A 16,105-nucleotide genomic window follows, 5' to 3' on the forward strand; every position below is an offset into this window, starting at 1 on the left:
AGCAGCAACATCTTTCGTATCCAGTTTTCAGGGCGCAATGCCTTGTATAAACTTTACCCATGCGCGTATGGCGGAATTGGCAGACGCACCAGACTTAGGATCTGGCGGGCGACCGTGGGGGTTCAAGTCCCTCTACGCGCACCATACTTATCAAACTCAAACCATGCTAAGCATGGTTTTTTTTGTATGCAATCATCTACGTACAAACAGTCGCAGAGTACCGGCAGTCATCCGGTGCCCTGCGACTGTTTTGCGTGAACCGAAGTGAGTAACTTAGTTCATTGGGTTTCCTCGTCGGCCGAGGGTCCGTAGACGCCCGGGACTGGAATATCAAGAAGTCGAAAGTATACCCCGAGCTGCGCCCGGTGGTGAATCATGTGGCTTAATCCGAAGGTGCGGAGCGCGATTGCCCGCGATTCACGGCGGATGATATGGTTGCCGTGGCGCAGCGTCCATTCCGCGCTGAGTGTCTGCTCGTCGCATTCGGCGAGCAGCTTCTCCACCTTGCCGACGTTCGCGTCGAACTCGGCCAGAACGTCAGCGGGTTTCTCCAATGGCTCCCGCCTTCGCGGCAGGGTGGAAAGATCGAGCTCGGGGTACTGAAGAATCGCGATTTGCCAGTTCAGAAGGTTGGTAAGGTGCGTGGCCAGTCCTCCTAGCGTCATCGATTTCTCGTGGGGCTTCCAAGTCATATGCTCTTCGGGCAAGCGTTCCAGAATACGGCGTGTATTGGCCAGTTCATGCGCTGCATCGCCGACGATTAGTTGTTTGTACATGAATGCATCTCCTCCCATATGGACAAGCATACAATAAATTCCCGTTATGTGGAAAGCTCTAGTCTCGGTCGTATGATGTTTTGTCGTTCGGTGCGGATAAGAGTCGAGAAAGTGTTAGATGAAGGTCGGGAAATGGATAGAGACTATATTTTTCAAGCGATATGATAAAGGGGGAAGTTATTTGATTTAGGGGGATAACCGCGCTATGCGAACTTTTACACGAAGCTTATGGGATGATCGGCCCGATGTTACTCTGACGGGTTACCTGCTCCATAACTCAAGCGAGTATCAGACGGACAAACGCCGTCCGGCTGTTGTCATTTGTCCAGGGGGCGGTTATCTGATGACATCGGATCGAGAAGCCGAACCTGTAGCAATCCGATTTGCAAGTATGGGATATCAAGCTTTTGTGCTTCGCTACTCGACTTATGCAAAAGGAGACACGCTGGGCAGCTTGCATATGACAGAACCGCATGGATCGCATTATCCTCAGCCTCTATACGACTTGGCCAAAGCGCTTCAGACCGTTCGGGCGCATGCAGACGAATGGCTGATTGATCCAGAGCGGATCGTCGTAGCCGGGTTCTCCGCGGGCGGGCATTTGGCAGCGTCTCTTGGCGTACATTGGCATGAGCCTTTCCTGCAAGAAAAGCTGGAGACCGAAGACATAAGCTGGAAGCCCGATGCGCTTGTTCTCGGTTATGCCATAACGGATTACGTTTACAGGAGGGAACAATTCAGCAAAACGGCGCATAGATGGCCCGAAGGATTTTTTGACGTCTCCAATCTTGCTGTATTCGGAGTTCCAAGGCCAACCGAGATCCAATTGGAGGAGCGTTCTCCGGTCCGTTACGTGTCCGAGAAGACGCCGCCTTCTTTTTTGTGGCATACAGCCGATGACCACATCGTATTCGCGGCAAACTCATTGCGGTTTGCGGCTGCTCTTGCCCAGCACAAGGTACCTTACGAGCTGCACGTATTTGAATCGGGGGTTCACGGCTTGTCCATGTGCGACGAGACGACGGCCGTCGATGATACCCAGTTGAATGCAGAAGTGGCGGTTTGGTTCGATATGGCAGCAAAATGGCTGAAAAAAAGATTCAACCTATGAGCATTAGCCGCAATGTGGCTAATACATTCGCGATAACTTAAATAAATAGCCGGACAATCGGCAAACTATGTTAAACGGGAGAATAGAGTCGAACCGTTTGATAACAAAAACAAAATTCATAGTTCCGACAGGGGGAATGAGCGTGTTTGGCAGTTTAACGACAATCCCTTGGAGATCGATAAGGGTCAAGCTGGTGCTTGGCCTTCTATGCATTACGCTTCCTCTGATTGCCATGCTGATTTACAACAACCGATACAGCGTGGATGTTATTCATAATCAGGTCGCTAATTCGAATAAAAATTTGGTTTCCGTCTACATGAAGCAAATAGACGACCAACTCTCCGAGGCAGAGCGTCATATGATGGGATTGATGCTCACAGATTTCAACTTGCTGACGATGGGCGAGGCGAGCTCGGATGATGCTTACGTCATGGCCAAGAACAGCGTGAATCGCAGGCTGGCTTCCGATCTTATCGTATATCCTTATATCGACGGTTTTTTTGTATATTCAATTACTAAGCACGATATGGTGGAGGTTTCACGGAATGAACTCAGCTATAACGAGCTGATGAATCTTCGCAAGACGCTGGTGGAGAAAGTGATGGGACTGAACGAGCAGCCTAAGCATCAGAATGCGGAGTGGTCCGTTCAGACGATTAACGGCGAAAGCTACATTTTACGTTTGTTTGGCGAGGGCGATATTTTCATTGGCGCATGGGTGAAGGCGGAGTCGTTGCTAGAACCGCTTCGCGTTATGGACATTGGAGATACGGGTTCAACGCTGATTGTAGATTCGGCTGGAACGACATTGTTCAGCACGCGCGAGTTAGCTGATGAAAGACTTGATTTTACGGCGGGGTTCGAGCATTACTACTTGTCGGGTACGAACAAAGATTATCTCGTCGTAGGCGAATCGTCGCAAAAGGGGAACTTCAGTCTAGCTGCTGTCGTCCCGGACAAGCTTATTCTTGAAAAACTGCCTTATCTAGAGAAAGCGGCGGTTATCGTTCTTATGATCGCCCTTGTGCTGCTGCCGCTAAGTTTCTGGTTTCTCCGCAAGGTGCTGCTGCTGCCGCTGCAGAAGATGACGATGGCTATGCGGCGAATCGGTGAAGGTAATTTCAACATGAAAATCGAGGAAAGCCCGGTATCCGACGAGTTCCAGCTGGTGAACCGAACGTTTAACCAGATGATCTCGCAAATCGAGGAGCTGAAGATCCATGTATACGAGGAGCAGCTTAGCAAGCAAAGGGCAGAGATGAAGCATTTGCAGTTGCAGATCAACCCGCATTTTTTTACGAACTCGCTAAATATCGTATACAACTTGGCCCAAGTGAAGCAGTATGAATTGATTCAGGAAATGACGATGTGTCTCGTTCATTATTTCCGTTACATGCTCCAAAGTAATCATCCATTCGTGCTGCTAAGGGACGAGTTGCAGCATGTGCGGAATTTCTTGCGCATTCAGCAATTGCGTTTTCCCAATCAATTGAGCTGCGTGATCGAGGTGCCAAGCTATCTTCAGGATACGCCTATTCCTCCGTTATTGCTGCAAACCTTCGTAGAGAATACGATCAAGCATGCCGTTCGCATGGAGCATCCGATCGTACTGACGATTGAGGCGGTGCTGGATGAGGAGTCGGAAGAACCAATGGTACTGCTTACGATCCGAGATAACGGGAACGGTTTCTCGGAGGAATCGCTTGAGAGCATTCGGTCCGGCAAACAATTAGTGGATGATAAAGGGGAGCATTTCGGCTTGTGGAACGCCAGAGAGAGGCTGCGGCTGCAATACGGGGAGCAGTCATGGATGGAATGCTACAACGATGATCCGCAAGGGGCGATCGTGGAAGTCGGAATACCTTTGCGTATAGAAACCGGCAGAAGGGAGGGGAAGGGCATTGCGTCAGCTTTTAATCGTAGATGACGAGCTTATTGCCGTAGAAGGGCTGAAATCAGGCGTACGGTGGGAGGAAATCGGCATTAGCCGTCTGTTCACCGCCTTTAGCCCTAGTCAGGCCAAGGAAATTTTTCAGGCGAATCAAGTGGATATACTTCTGTGCGATATTGAAATGCCTCAAGGAACAGGGCTGGAATTGCTGGAATGGGTGAGGCAGCATTATCCCGCGACGGAGACGATATTTTTGACCAGCCATGCCGACTTTCAATACGCGAAGCAAGCAATTCAGCTGGGAAGTCTGGATTATTTGCTTAAACCGATTCCTTATCGGGATGTCGAAGAAGCCGTGAAGCGAGCCATCACCAAGCTCGATCAGGAAAGCAAGCTAAGCGAATTCAGCCAATACGGGAAATATTGGGTGCAGCATCAACCGCTTCTCGTCGAACGTTTCTGGCTTGATATATTGAATCAATCGATTCCGAGCGTTGCGAAGGCGATTGGGATAGCGGCGGAAGAGCGGAACATCCCCTATTCGCAAGAGATGACTTTTTTGCCGGTCTTTATTCATATAAGGAGATGGCATAAAAAGATTACGATACGCGAAGAGAAAATCATGGAATACGCGATACGCAAATCGGCCGAGGAAATCGTGCTGAACGAGCTGGAAAGCGGATTGTTGATCACTCTTGGCGATAGCTGCATGTTGGCTCTCCTAAGAGGAGAACTGGAGGACATGGCGGACAAGACGAAGCTGAGATCTGCATGCGAGACGTTTACCGAGGCGTGTCAAACGTATTTTTATGCGGGAGTAACCTGTTATATAGGAGAAATTACGCAAGGTCATCATATGGCGGAGATGGTTCTTAAGCTGCGCAGACTCGATTCGAACAACGTTGCGCACGACGAGGGCGTCTTCTCTCTGCAAGATGCGCAGTCTTCGCTCCATGGGAGCTTGCCGCACGATATGGGCTTGTGGGCCGTACTCCTAAAAGAGGGCACAAGCGAGCAGCTGTTGAAGGCGACGGAGAGCTACATTCATAATTTGGTCTTATCCAATCAATTAAATTCGGAACTGCTTCATCAGTTCGTTCAAGATTTTCAGCAGATGGTCTACTACGAGCTTCAAGTGAAGGGCATACAGGCGCATCACTTGTTCGGCGATGAAGCTTCCAAGGCGTATTACACCTCCGCTACCCGTTCGGCCACCGATGCTTTGGTCTGGATTGCGCATATTGTAGACAAGTCTATTTCATTCCTATCGACGATTGATCAATCTCAAAGCGTGACGGACAAGGTGAAGGCTTATATTCACGAGCATCTTGCGGAAGACCTGTCGCGTGAAGAAATCGCGAATTACGTTTATTTGAATCCGGACTATTTGACCCGAATATTCAAGAAAGAAACCGGCATGTCGGTGTCCGATTACGTGCTGCAGCAGCGGCTCGGGATGGCTGCAGGCTTGCTCGTCAATACGGAAATGTCAGTCAGCACGATAGCAAGCAAAGTAGGGTATGCGAATTTCTCGCATTTTTCCCGCATGTTCAAAAAGTACATGGAGCTTAATCCGATGGAATATCGGAGCACGTATCAGCAAGAGCGTCCGGCAACCGAAAGTCGAGAAAGTGACAGAGATAGGTCGTAATCGGAGCAGAGAGGCAGGCCTCGACATCGTACAATAAACTCAGAAATAAACATTACACGTAAAGCGGGGGAGAACAGATGAAAAAAACGATGTCAGGCGCCATCGCGCTGCTCATGTGCTGTGCTTTGATCTTATCGGCATGCGGCAAAGGAAACGACGGCAGCAATAACGAAGCCGGCAAGGGCAATCAAAGCGAAGACAAGATCGAGGAAATTACGATAGCTTTTCCTCTCGTCACGACTTCACCGAAAGATCTGCAGCTCGTTGAAGACCAGATTAACCGCATCGCCGAAGAAAAGATCAAGACTCGCGTCAAATTTTTGCCGATTAACGGGGGCGATTGGGTACAGCGCATGAATCTGATCTTCAGCGGAGGCGAAGYGCTTGATTTAACGTATGTCGCTGGCGGCATGTACAGCAATATGGTTGCAAAAGGACAGCTTATTCCGCTGGACGAGCTGCTCACGCAGTATGGTGAAGGCATAATGTCCTCGTTAGGCGAGAAATATGTCAATGCAACCAAAGTTAACGGCAGCATCTACGGCGTTGCTACGCTGCGCGATTTGGCGGGCAGTTACGGTTTGACGATGCGCAAGGATCTGGTCGACAAGTACAACATCGACATTGACGCCATTCAAACGCTTGACGATGTGGCGAACGTATTGAAGACGATCAAGGATAACGAGCCGGGCGTCGTGCCATTAGTTCCGGGCGCGCCAGGCCAATCGTTCCGCGACAACTTCGTTTTCTATGATTCACTTGCCGATAACATGGGCGTCTTGCCGAACCATGACAACGGATTAAAGGTAGTCAACCTTTACGAAATGCCGGAATACAAAGCGTTTGTCGAGCGAATCCGCGAGTGGTATCTGAACGGGTACGTCTTGCAGGACGCGGTAACGAATAAAACGACTACTTTCGAGTTGATTGGCGCAGGCAAAGCATTCTCGTATCTCGCTCTGCAGAAGCCGGGATTCGCGGCGCAGGAAACCAAAGCAAGCGGAACGGAAATGGTAGCGAAAGAGCTGCTCGCTCCGGTTGCGACAACAAGCAATATTACAGGCGCAATGTGGGGTATACCGGCTAACTCCAAAAACCATGAAAAAGCGATGAAGTTCCTGAACCTGATGTATACGGACAAAGATATTGTCAACTTGTTCGACTGGGGCATTGAAGGAACGCACTATGTGAAAGCAGGCAGTGCGGACGATCATATTATTTCGTATCCGGAAGGCAAGGATGCGGCATCGGTCGGTTACAATATGATGGGTTGGATGTTCGGGAATCAATTCCTATCCTACGTGATGCAGAACGACGATCCGGACATTTGGGTCAAGACGAACGAGTTCAACCAAAACGCCAAACCGTCCAAGGCGCTTGGCTTCGYATTCGACGGGACGGCAGTTAAGACGGAATACGCAGCGGTATCCAACGTTGTTACGCAATATAGGCTTCCGATTGAGACAGGCAGCGTAGATCCGGCCAAAATGCTGCCGGAGTTCATCGCCAAGCTGAAAGCGGCGGGCATCGATAAGATCATTGCTGAGAAGCAGAAGCAATTGGACGAGTGGGCAAAAGGAAATTCAGCGCAATAACATACAAACGGATGGAAGAGGTGGCCCGGTCAATTACGCGTTGGCCGGGTTTTATTTTTCCCCGCAGGCTAGGAGAAAGGGAGAGAGCATGGTGAATATGATAATGCGTCAAAAGAGAAAGATTAGTTTTCGCCGGTACATTCCGCTTTACATCATGATGCTGCCGGGTTTGCTTTATCTGGTCATCAACAATTATTTGCCGCTGTTCGGCCTATCGATTGCTTTCAAAGATATCAATTATACGAAGGGCATATGGGGAAGCGACTGGATAGGCTTTCTAAACTTTCGGTATTTGTTCCAAACGACGGACGCTTTCGTTATAACACGGAATACGCTGCTCTACAATGCGGTCTTCATTATCGTCGGGTTAAGCGTAGCGGTCGGCATCGCGATCCTGCTTAATGAAATCAGAAGCAAGATGGCGCGAGGCTTCTATCAAAGCGTCATTCTTATGCCTTTTTTAATTTCTATGATTCTAGTCAGCTATCTCGTATATGCGCTGCTTAGCGCCGATTCGGGTTTCATTAACAACACGGTGCTGCCGATGTTCGGGCTGAACCCGATCTCTTGGTATCTCGAACCTAAATATTGGCCGTTCATATTGACTATCGTTCACATTTGGAAGGGAGCCGGTTATTCCTGCATCGTTTTTCTTGCCGCTATCATCAGCATTGACCGCGAGTACTACGAAGCTGCGGAGCTGGACGGCGCTTCGAAATGGATGCAAATTCGCAAAATTACGCTTCCGATGATAACGCCGATTATTACGATGCTGATGCTGCTTGGCATCGGGCGCATTTTTTATTCCGACTTTGGCCTATTCTACCAAGTGCCTATGAACTCCGGGGCGTTGTACGAAACGACGAACGTCATCGATACTTACGTATTCCGGGGGCTCATGCAATTAGGCGATATCGGCATGTCGGCAGCGGCGGGCTTCTATCAATCGCTGGTCGGCTTCGTGCTGGTACTGGTATCCAATTATACGGTTCGCAAGTTCGATAAAGACAACGCATTGTTCTAGGAGGATTTGAAATGACAAAAGAATATCGCGGCTGGCAATGGGCGTCGCATTTGATTCTAGGTTTGTTCTCGCTGGCTTGCATCCTTCCCTTTGTGTTGCTGTTCATGGCTTCCATTACGTCGCCGGACGTAATCGTGACCCAAGGATACACTTTCTTTCCTTCCAGCTTCAGCCTGGCTGCCTATGAATATTTGCTGCAAAACTCGAAAATGATCTATCATGCCTACGGCATTACGATCATCACTACGGTGATCGGAACGATCGTGAGTCTTCTAATAACTTCTCTGCTTGCCTATCCGTTATCACGCAAGGACATGCCGGGCGGCATGATTCTGTCGTTCATCGTATTTTTCACGTTGCTGTTCAACGGCGGACTCGTGCCTACCTATATGATCTATACGCAAATGTTCGATATCAAAAACACGCTTTTCGCCCAGATCGTACCGTGGCTGCTAATGAACGGCTTTAATGTCTTACTCATGCGGGCGTTCTTCATGAACAGCGTTCCGACGCCCGTTATCGAATCGGCAAGTATCGACGGAGCAGGCGAATTTACGATCTATTACCGTATCGTACTGCAGCTGTCGCTGCCGATTATGGCTACAATCGGACTGTTCCAAGCGCTTGCTTATTGGAATGACTGGAATAACGGTCTCGTGTTCATTACGGATTCCACCCTGTTCAATCTGCAAAATGTGCTCAATCGGATTATGAGCGACATCGAGTTTCTGACGAGCAATAGCAATATGGGGACGGGCAGCATCATCAAGCAATTGCCTAGCGAAACGTTCCGTATGGCCATAGCGGTCATCGGCATTGTGCCGGTATTGATCGCGTATCCTTTTTTCCAAAAATACTTTATCAAAGGGTTGACGATCGGCGCAGTCAAAGGCTAATCAAGACTCGTACTGGGGAGGTTGCAAAATGATTGGATTATGGCATGCGATTGTTGCTACGCCTTCAATGCAAATGAAAATGCAATTCAAAGTTTCGAAGAAAGCGACATATACGCTCGATATAGCGACGGAACCGCTGTCGATACCGATTAAGATAGATTCGCTTGTTGTCGAAGGCAATCAATTAAGAGGAACGGCATCGGCGTTCTGGATGCCGGGCAAAGAGATCGTTGTCCAGCTTGACTTCCACGAGGAAAATTTCGAAGGCAGCATCGATATTCCAGGCCTCGGGGTGCTGCCGTTGCAAGGAGAAAGCGGACGCGGACCTTTCCTGTCCGAAGCGTTGATCGAGGAAATCCGCCCGTATCGGAAGATCGGCGTTCAAGAACGTACGGATGAGGACATTCGATCCGCGGCAGATTCATTGCTGAGGCGCATGTCTTTGGAAGAGAAGGTCGGTCAGATGTTCCAAGTGCTGGCGTCGAACTTCTCGTTCGGCAACTCGGTTGCCAGCGATCCGCCGGAGAAGCTGATCGCGGAAGGAAGAGCGGGCTCGGTGCTGGGCGCGTTCGACGTTAGCCGCGTGTTCCAGTTGCAGAAGATTGCCGTCGAGCAATCGCCGCATGGCATTCCGCTGCTGTTCAACGGCGATATTATCCACGGCTCGCAGACGATCTTTCCCGTACCGCTGGCATGGTCTTGCAGCTGGGATATGGACGCCATTAAAGTAGCCTGCGAGATTGCGGCGAAGGAGGCCAGCGCTTCCGGTACGATGTATAACCACGGACCGATGATCGATATCGGCCGCGACCCGAGGTRGGGACGCGTCGTAGAGGGCGCCGGCGAAGACCCTTATCTGGGAGCACTCATTGCGAAAGCGCAGGTAGAAGGATTTCAGGGCGATTCGCTGTTCGGCGAGGAGACTATCGTCGCCTGCTTGAAGCATTTTATCGGTTACGGCGCAGCCGAGGGCGGTCGGGATTACAATACGGTCGATCTGTCGGAAGCCGCGCTTAGGAACGTGTTTTTGCCGCCGTTCCAAGCCGGCATCGAGGCTGGCGCGGCATCGGTCATGAATGCCTTCAATATTTATCAGGGCGTGCCGGTAGCGGCGAACGAGCCGCTGCTTAAGGGGCTGCTGCGCGAGGAGCTTGGCTTTGACGGCGTTCTTATCTCGGATTATGGAGCGGTCGATGAGATCGTAGCCCATGGCCATGCCAAGGATGTGGAGGAAGCCGCGCAAAAAGCGGTTAGGGCTACGATGGACATTGAAATGGCTACTCGCTCCTACGAGAACTTGCCAAAGCTGGTGCGGGAAGGAAAAGTTGCGGAGTCGTTGATTGACGATGCGGTTCGCCGCATTTTGATTCTTAAATATAAGCTTGGACTGATGGATGATCCATTCCGGTATATTCGTCCTGAGAAGGAGCGCGACTATCATTTCCACGAGAGCCATCTGCAGGCTAGCTTGGAGCTTGCCCGCAAGTCGATCGTGCTGCTGAAAAACGACGGCGTGCTGCCGCTTGCCAAGGAAAGCGGGCGAATCGCGCTGATCGGACCGTTCGCGGACAGCAGGGATCTGCTTGGCCCATGGCAGTTCTCGCGCTTCAGCCATGAGACGGTTACGTTGTATGAAGGGCTGCTGAACAGGGATATACCGGAGAACCGTCTGCTCTATGCGCAAGGCAGCGGCGTTAATGAATCGATTCAAGGCGGAATTGAAGAAGCACTGGCCCAGGCATCGCAGGCGGAGCTCGTTATTCTGGCGCTTGGCGAGAATAGCGATATGTCCGGAGAAGCAGCTTCCCGTCTGAGCCTTATGCTTCCCGAAGCGCAGCAACGATTGGCCGAAGCGATCGTAGAGCTCGGCAAGCCGGTCGTGCTCGTGCTGACGAACGGCCGTCCGCTTGTCCTGGATTGGTTCGAGAACAACGTGAGCGCGATAGTGGAAACCTGGTTCCTCGGCTCGCAGGCAGGGAATGCCGTTGCCGACGTTCTAACGGGCGGATACAATCCATCCGGTAAGCTGACGATGAGCTTCCCGGCGCATCAAGGGCAAATCCCGGTATACTACAATCATTTTCATACAGGAAGACCGCTTACGGCAGAAAATCGAAATAGTAAATATATTTCTAAATATTTGGATGGGCCGAACGAGCCTCTATATCCGTTTGGTTACGGTCTTAGCTATACGAGCTTCGACTTTTCGAACGGGAAGCTCAATCGAAACAAGATAGAGGGCGATGAGAAGCTGACGGTTTCTATGACCGTTACGAATATAGGCGAAGCGGCGGGAGAGGAAACGGTGCAGCTTTATATTCAAGACTTGCACGGCAGCATCGTGCGTCCGGTCTTGGAGCTGAAGGGTTTCCGCAAAGTATGGCTGGAGCCGGGAGCCAGTCTGGATGTCGCATTCGAGATCGGGGAGCGGGATTTGGCATTCTGGTCACCAGCCGTGGGTTATGCGGCAGAGCCGGGCGAGTTTATCGTTCATGTGGGCTCAAGCAGCCGGACGGCTTGGTCGGCGAAGTTCGAATGGACGGCAGTCATGCAGATCCAGGTAGGAGAGGGAGGAAGCGGACATGAGTAAGCAACGAGAGATCAAAGCGCTGATCGGACAGATGACGCTGGAGGAAAAAGCGGGGCTATGTTCCGGATTGGATACATGGCATACGAAAGGAATCGAGAGACTTGGCATCCCGTCTATTATGGTCACGGATGGACCGCACGGGCTGCGTAAGCAACGGGCTTCGGCCGATCATTTGGGCTTGTTCGACAGTGTTCCTTCAACCTGTTTTCCGTCTGCCGCGGGGGTGGCAAGCTCGTGGAATCGCGACTTGATCGAGCGGATGGGGCGCGCGCTGGGAACGGAATGCCAAGCGGAGAATGTCGCCGTGCTGCTGGGACCGGGCGCGAACATTAAGCGTTCCCCGCTTTGCGGCCGCAACTTTGAATATTTCTCCGAGGACCCTTATCTTTCCACCGAGATGGCTGCCCATCACATTAAAGGCGTGCAGAGCGAAGGCGTAGGGACGTCGCTCAAACATTTCGCGGCGAACAATCAAGAGCATCGACGGATGACGTCCGACTCGATCATCGACGAACGCACGCTTCGTGAAATCTATCTGGCCAGCTTCGAAGGCGCAGTGAAGAAGGCGCAGCCATGGACGGTTATGTGCTCGTACAACAAAGTGAACGGCGAATTCGCCGCAGAGAACGAGACGCTTCTGACGCGCATTTTGAAGGATGAATGGGGGCATGAAGGGTTTGTGGTGTCCGATTGGGGCGCCGTGAACGATCGCGTGAAGGGGCTGGCTGCCGGCATGGAGCTGGAGATGCCCTCCAGCTATGGCGAAGGCGATCGTGCCATTATAGACGCGGTCAATAACGGCAGTCTGCCGGTCGAGAAGCTGGATGCCGCCGTAGAGCGTTTGTTGAAAGTGGTTTTCCAAGCGGTGGACAGCCGCAAGCCGGACGCAGTCTTCGATCCGGAAGCCCATCATCAGCTGGCGCGCGAGGTTGCCAGAGAGAGCATGGTGCTGCTGAAGAATGAAGACGGCATTCTGCCACTGAAGCGAAGCGGCAAGCTCGCAGTGATCGGCGCGCTCGCCAAAGAGCCACGCTACCAAGGAAGCGGAAGCTCGCAGATTAATCCGACTCGCTTGGAAGACATCAACGAGGAATTGACGCGGTCGGCAGGCGCCGGGGCGATACTCGCATACGCTCAAGGCTATGAGCTTGACGGCGACGATGTGAATGAAGCGTTGGCGCGGGAAGCGGTGGAGCAGGCAAAGGCAGCCGATGTTGCCGTGTTATTCGCAGGATTGCCGAAGCGTTACGAGTCGGAGGGCTTCGACCGCAAGCATCTGCGTATGCCCGCGAATCAGGTGGCACTAATCGAATCGATTGCCGCCGTGCAGCCGAATCTGGTTATCGTGTTAAGCAATGGCGCTCCGATCGAGATGCCTTGGCTCGGCAGCGCCAAAGCGGTGCTTGAAGCTTACTTGGGAGGCCAAGCGCTTGGCGGCGCAATCGCCGATCTGCTGTTCGGCGACGCGAATCCGTCCGGCAAGCTGGCAGAAACCTTCCCTGTTCAGCTAAGCGATAACCCATCCTACCTCTTCTTCCCTGGTGAAGGAGATAAGGTGGAATACAGAGAGGGACTATTTGTCGGATATCGTTATTACGACAAGAAAAAGCTGCCGCCTTTGTTCCCCTTTGGCTATGGCTTAAGCTACACAACGTTCGAATACTCGGAGTTATTGGTCAATAAACGGGAGCTTAACGATACGGAAACACTGACCGTATCCGTAAAAGTGCGCAATACGGGCAGCAGACCAGGCAAGGAGATTGTGCAGCTCTACGTCAGTGATGTCGAAAGCAGCGTGATACGTCCCGACAAGGAGCTGAAAGGCTTCGATAAGATAGAACTCGCTCCCGGCGAGGAGAAGACGGTCTTGTTCACGCTGGACAAACGAAGCTTCGCTTACTTCGATGAGGAGGCTGGCGATTGGGCGGTCGAGACGGGCTCGTTTGATATAGCGGTCGGCAAGTCGTCGCAGGAAATGGTTATCTCCGAACGAGTAACCGTTGTATCTACGGCCGTGCGGACAACCGTGTTCCACCGCAATTCGACGGTGTCCGATCTATCGAAGACGGAGAAGGGGGCGGCCTTCGTTCAGCAGCTTATCGGGATGCTGCCGTTCGCCGCCTCGATTGGCGAGGAGCATAAGGAGATGCTTAGAGCTTTTATGGAGCATATGCCGCTGCGCGGTCTGCTTTCCTTCAGCGGAGGCAAGTTTACGGAAGAAATGCTGGCGCAAGTGTTAGTAGAGTTAAATAAGGACTGAACAGGAAGGGGATGCTTACATGAAAGATACACTACTACTCTATCCGCAGCCTCGCAAGGCGGAGAGACTCGAAGGGAGCTCGGCGCTTTCGGCCAACTTCTCGGTAAGCTGCTTAGGCGCAGAAGCTGAGTCAGCAGCGGGAGCATTGCGCATGAAAGAGCGGCTGGAGACGGCAGCAGTGAATGCAGGTGCGGGTGCGAAGGAAGCGTCGACGGCGACGGAAGTGCGGCTCGGCCGCACCGAAGAGCTGCATCCGCAGGGCTATGTGATCGAGTGGAATGGTGAAGGGTTGCAGCTTTCTTTTAACGAAGTGGAAGGCTTGCACTATGCACTTGTATCGCTGGAGCAATTGATGGCTCGACAAGGACTGGCCTGGAATCACTTCCGAATCGAGGATGAACCGGATTTCCCCGTGCGCGGACTTATGCTCGATATTGGGCGAAATAAAATTCCTAATTTAGATACTATACTGTCTTTGATTGATCGGATGTCCGAGCTGAAGCTTAATCATTTGCAGCTGTATATGGAAGGCTTCAGCTTTGATTATGAAGCATATAGGGACTCGTTCCCGGACGCGACGCCGATCAGCGCGGCGGAATTTCGGGAATTGGATGCTTATGCGAAGGGGAAATTTATCGATCTCGTTCCGAATCAGAACTGTCTTGGACATATGGGGCCTTGGCTAGCCAAACCTGCCTTTGCTGAACTGGCGGAGCATCCTGGGGGGCAACAAACGCCAATCGCCATCAAGCTGCCGCCGGTTACGTTGAATCCGACGGATAAGCGGTCGATCGATTTGGTGAAGACAATGTTCAGCGATCTGCTGCCTCACTTCTCTTCGGACTACGTAAATATTAATCTGGATGAGCCATTCGGTCTTGGAGCGGGACAAAGCAAAGCAAGAGCCGATGAGATCGGAATAGGCAAGCTGTATTTGGAATATGCGGAGCAGGTATTCGACATCGTCCGCAGCTACGGCAAGCGTACCCTGATGTGGGGAGATATTATAACGAAGCATGAAGAAATCATTCCGCTGCTTCCGAAAGATGTAACGGTGTTGGATTGGAATTATGAGGGACAGAAGACGTTCGAGCCTCATTGCAAGCTTTTCAAGGAAAATGGCGTGCCTTTCTATGTATGTCCCGGCACTAGCTCCTGGTCGGCGATTACGGGCAGAGCGGATAATATGATTGCCAACGTATCCGATGCGGCAATTAACGGTAAAACGTACGGAGCCGGCGGTTTTGTCGTAACGGATTGGGGCGATTCCGGCCACTGGCAGCCGATGGCTGCCAGTTATCCGGGTTATGTATATGCTGCAKGAGCAAGCTGGCAAGTTGACGCCAATGTCGGGACGATGGAGCAGGTGGAGCAATACGTATCAGAATGTATCTTGCGCGATCGCAGCGGCGGCATCGGAAAGCTGCTATTGGAGCTTGGACGCTATTACCATCTGGAGCAAAGCACGTTGGAAAATATGACGTATATGAGCTATTTGCTCAATCGCGGTTTGTCTACCAGAGAGAAGCTGGAGTCGGATACGGCTGTATTGGTCAAGCTGCTGGTAGAGATCGGAGGCAGCGGCACACCGTTCAAGCTAGATTACCGCTACAACGAGATGCAGGAGTGGATCAAGCAGCGCGAAAAAGAGCTTGGGCGGGTACAGCTTCAGATCGTGGATGCGGATACGGTCGTCGCCGAATTGGCGAATGCGATCCGTCTCATCGCGCATGGCTCAGGTCTTCATCGTTATATTTACCGCATTGAGCTGCCGGATAGCGAGGCGGAAGGACAGTGGCTGCGGAAGCTGAAGGCTGATCTTGCTTTGATTATTGAGGAGTTTAACCGGCTTTGGCTGCAGCGCAACCGGAAGGGTGGCTTATCCGAGAGCAACCGTAATTTGTACAAGCTGTTGGGGCAGTATGATGAGCGGCTGCGCGAGCTGGAAGCAGGACAGGCGTAGTTGAATGGCTGTTCTTTAGTTCAAGAGTGACTAAGGAACGGCCTGTTCTTTTGAGAGGAATAAATCGACTATTAATTAAATAAATGAATGTATTCATAAAATATATAAAACAAATTTAAAATAATGCTTGCACTCTTATATATAATCATGGTATATTCTAATTCCGGCCGAGAGAAACACACGCCGGACACGAAAGAAAAGATTGTTCTTTGAAAACTGAACAACGAGCGAAACTGCCAGTTAAGAAGCTTCGGCTTCTAACTAAAGCAATACAAAGTAATGAGCAAGTCGAACTACCTTTATGGAGAGTTTGATCCTGGCTCAGGACGAACGCTGGCGGCGTGCCTA

At 51.3% G+C, this 16,105-nt stretch carries 10 protein-coding genes and 1 tRNA gene; 10 read left to right on the forward strand and 1 reads right to left on the reverse strand.

Annotated features, from left to right (window positions below; translation table 11 throughout):
- Nucleotides 1–61 precede the first annotated feature (61 nt).
- Nucleotides 62–144: transfer RNA gene (locus tag AC1DF0_RS31750), tRNA-Leu, on the forward strand.
- Between the two features lie 134 nt (nt 145–278).
- On the opposite strand, the gene AC1DF0_RS31755 is transcribed toward AC1DF0_RS31750, so the two are convergent.
- Complete coding sequence (locus AC1DF0_RS31755) at nt 279–776, reverse strand: DinB family protein (RefSeq protein ID WP_477577518.1); 498 nt, start codon at nt 774–776, stop codon at nt 279–281.
- Between the two features lie 205 nt (nt 777–981).
- Here AC1DF0_RS31755 and AC1DF0_RS31760 point away from each other — a divergent pair, with 205 nt between their 5' ends.
- From AC1DF0_RS31760 to AC1DF0_RS31800, 9 genes are all read left to right on the forward strand, one after another.
- Nucleotides 982–1,887 carry an alpha/beta hydrolase gene (locus tag AC1DF0_RS31760; protein WP_477577520.1) on the forward strand — a complete coding sequence of 302 codons (906 nt, stop codon included), beginning with the start codon at nt 982–984 and terminating at the stop codon, nt 1,885–1,887.
- Nucleotides 1,888–2,029: 142 nt separating this feature from the next.
- Complete coding sequence (locus tag AC1DF0_RS31765) at nt 2,030–3,814, forward strand: cache domain-containing sensor histidine kinase (RefSeq protein ID WP_477577522.1); 1,785 nt, start codon at nt 2,030–2,032, stop codon at nt 3,812–3,814.
- Nucleotides 3,789–5,429 carry a response regulator gene (locus AC1DF0_RS31770; protein ID WP_442053025.1) on the forward strand — a complete coding sequence of 547 codons (1,641 nt, stop codon included), beginning with the start codon at nt 3,789–3,791 and terminating at the stop codon, nt 5,427–5,429. The genes AC1DF0_RS31765 and AC1DF0_RS31770 overlap by 26 nt, the downstream gene beginning before the upstream one ends.
- Nucleotides 5,430–5,506: 77 nt before the next feature.
- A complete protein-coding gene (locus AC1DF0_RS31775) occupies nt 5,507–7,024 on the forward strand; it encodes an ABC transporter substrate-binding protein (protein ID WP_477577524.1) in 1,518 nt (505 codons plus the stop codon).
- An 88-nt stretch (nt 7,025–7,112) separates the two neighbouring features.
- The gene (locus AC1DF0_RS31780) at nt 7,113–8,048 is read left to right on the forward strand and encodes an ABC transporter permease (RefSeq protein ID WP_477577526.1); all 936 of its coding nucleotides are present in this window, start codon (nt 7,113–7,115) and stop codon (nt 8,046–8,048) included.
- Between the two features lie 11 nt (nt 8,049–8,059).
- The gene (locus AC1DF0_RS31785; RefSeq protein ID WP_442053022.1) at nt 8,060–8,944 is read left to right on the forward strand and encodes a carbohydrate ABC transporter permease; all 885 of its coding nucleotides are present in this window, start codon (nt 8,060–8,062) and stop codon (nt 8,942–8,944) included.
- Nucleotides 8,945–8,972: 28 nt separating this feature from the next.
- Entirely contained in the window at nt 8,973–11,534 is a 2,562-nt protein-coding gene (bglX, locus tag AC1DF0_RS31790) for a beta-glucosidase BglX (protein WP_477577528.1), read from the forward strand.
- Nucleotides 11,527–13,794 (forward strand): beta-glucosidase, encoded by a 2,268-nt coding sequence (locus tag AC1DF0_RS31795; protein ID WP_477577530.1) that lies wholly within the window; start codon nt 11,527–11,529, stop codon nt 13,792–13,794. The genes bglX and AC1DF0_RS31795 overlap by 8 nt, the downstream gene beginning before the upstream one ends.
- A gap of 19 nt (nt 13,795–13,813) precedes the next feature.
- Complete coding sequence (locus tag AC1DF0_RS31800) at nt 13,814–15,757, forward strand: beta-N-acetylhexosaminidase (protein ID WP_477577532.1); 1,944 nt, start codon at nt 13,814–13,816, stop codon at nt 15,755–15,757.
- The last annotated feature ends 348 nt before the right edge of the window (nt 15,758–16,105 follow it).

Source organism: Paenibacillus sp. 05T425 (assembly GCF_056396205.1).

Excerpts from the sequence above, each read along its gene's own strand:
- AC1DF0_RS31755 (WP_477577518.1), bottom strand. The coding sequence starts at position 776 with ATGTACAAACAACTAATCGTCGGCGATGCAGCGCATGAACTGGCCAAT.
- AC1DF0_RS31760 (WP_477577520.1), top strand. The coding sequence starts at position 982 with ATGCGAACTTTTACACGAAGCTTATGGGATGATCGGCCCGATGTTACT.
- AC1DF0_RS31780 (WP_477577526.1), top strand. The coding sequence starts at position 7,113 with ATGGTGAATATGATAATGCGTCAAAAGAGAAAGATTAGTTTTCGCCGG.
- AC1DF0_RS31785 (WP_442053022.1), top strand. The coding sequence starts at position 8,060 with ATGACAAAAGAATATCGCGGCTGGCAATGGGCGTCGCATTTGATTCTA.
- AC1DF0_RS31795 (WP_477577530.1), top strand. The coding sequence starts at position 11,527 with ATGAGTAAGCAACGAGAGATCAAAGCGCTGATCGGACAGATGACGCTG.